Below are 1,534 nucleotides of genomic sequence, written 5' to 3'. Positions count from 1 at the left end.
TTATGATGACGGTGATTTGCAAGGATTCTCAGCAAACAGAACCATCAAAATTGACCTCAACAACCCGGTTGTGTCACTTGAAAGCCCTGCAGACAACTATAACAGCACAAGTGCTGATGTTGATTTTACGTTCAACGTTACTGACACGCTTGACACAAGTCTTTCCTGCTCCCTTTATCTCAATGGCACGCTCTGGAACACAACAAGCGCGACAAATGCAAGCGCGTTCACGTTTAGTGAATCGTCTCTTGGCGATGGTCTTGACCAAACATGGAATGTAACGTGCGCTGATGACAGCGGCAGGGAGGCAAGCGCAGAGCAAACATATCACCTTGACACAAGCTCGCCTGAAGTAACGTTAAGCGCGCCAACAAGCACGGATTACAACACAGCAAGCATTAACGTAACGTTCACAGCAGTTGACAACCTTGCCTCAACACTTGCCTGCTGGTATACCCTTGACAGCACGACTATCAGCATTGGTGATGTTGCAAACAACACACAAAACATCACAGAACTAAGTGTGAGTGAAGGAACTCACACGGTTAATGTCACGTGTAATGATTATAACGGAGACCACAACACAACCTCGTCAGATGCCACATTCCGCGTTGACGTGACTGCACCGCAATACAGTTTAGTCAGTGAAACAAACCAAACCCCGCAAACCAGTGACTCCCCCGACTTTAAAGCGCTCTGGACAGAAAATGTGGTTGGTCTTGACTCGTACGTGTTTGAATGGAATGCAACAGGAAGTTTTGCAAATGAGAGTATTGGTACGTTTAGTGGAGGTCTTGATGAATGGTTCAACATTTCTGCGCAAATTCCTACAAGTGCTGAAGGTCTCACTATTGACTGGCGGGTGTGGGCAAATGACACGCTTGACAACACAAACGTAACTGAGTTTAGAACTCTTACGGTACAAAACGAGGAACCAGTTATAGTGCTCTCCTCACCGGCAAACGATTCATATAATACAGATGGCAGCATTACGTTTAGCTTCCTTGCAACAGATAATGGCGCAACATCCCTCTCCTGCGCGCTCTATATAGACAGCGTGCTCAATGCCACAAACACAACAACTCTTAACAACACCCTCACTACTTTTAGCGTGGCAGGACTCTCTGAAGATGTGCACACATGGAATGTGAATTGCACTGACAGCGTAAATAATGAGGGGGCAAGCGCACAACGCGTTGTTACGGTTGACTTAACCGACCCTGTTGTGAGTCTCAACAAGCCTGATGACGGCGTGTACGAATCATCATCAACCGTTGAATTCAATTTCACCGTGACTGACACGCTTGATGACGCACTCTTGTGCAACCTCTACCTTGACAACGTGTTTGCCACAACAAACACGAGCGTGGACAATAACACACTCACAAGCTTTAGCGTCTCAAGCATTGCAGACGGGCTTGATAAGGTGTGGAACGTGACATGTGCTGATAATAGTGACAGAACACACAGCCAGACGCGCACGTTTAATGTTGATACGCAAAACCCTGCAGTCCAGCTTGTCGCGCCTGCAAAT

General features: G+C 46.9%; 1 protein-coding gene. It reads left to right on the top strand.

Annotated features, from left to right (window positions below; genetic code table 11):
* The coding region (locus COT72_04245) for a hypothetical protein (GenBank protein PIO00016.1) at nucleotides 1-1,534 on the top strand (1,534 nt) is incomplete at both ends.

Source organism: archaeon CG10_big_fil_rev_8_21_14_0_10_43_11 (genome assembly GCA_002763265.1).
Lineage (GTDB): Archaea > Nanobdellota > Nanobdellia > PEZQ01 > PEZQ01 > PEZQ01.
The sequence above is the reverse complement of the archived record's forward strand: the minus strand, read 5'-3'. Positions and strand labels throughout refer to the sequence as shown.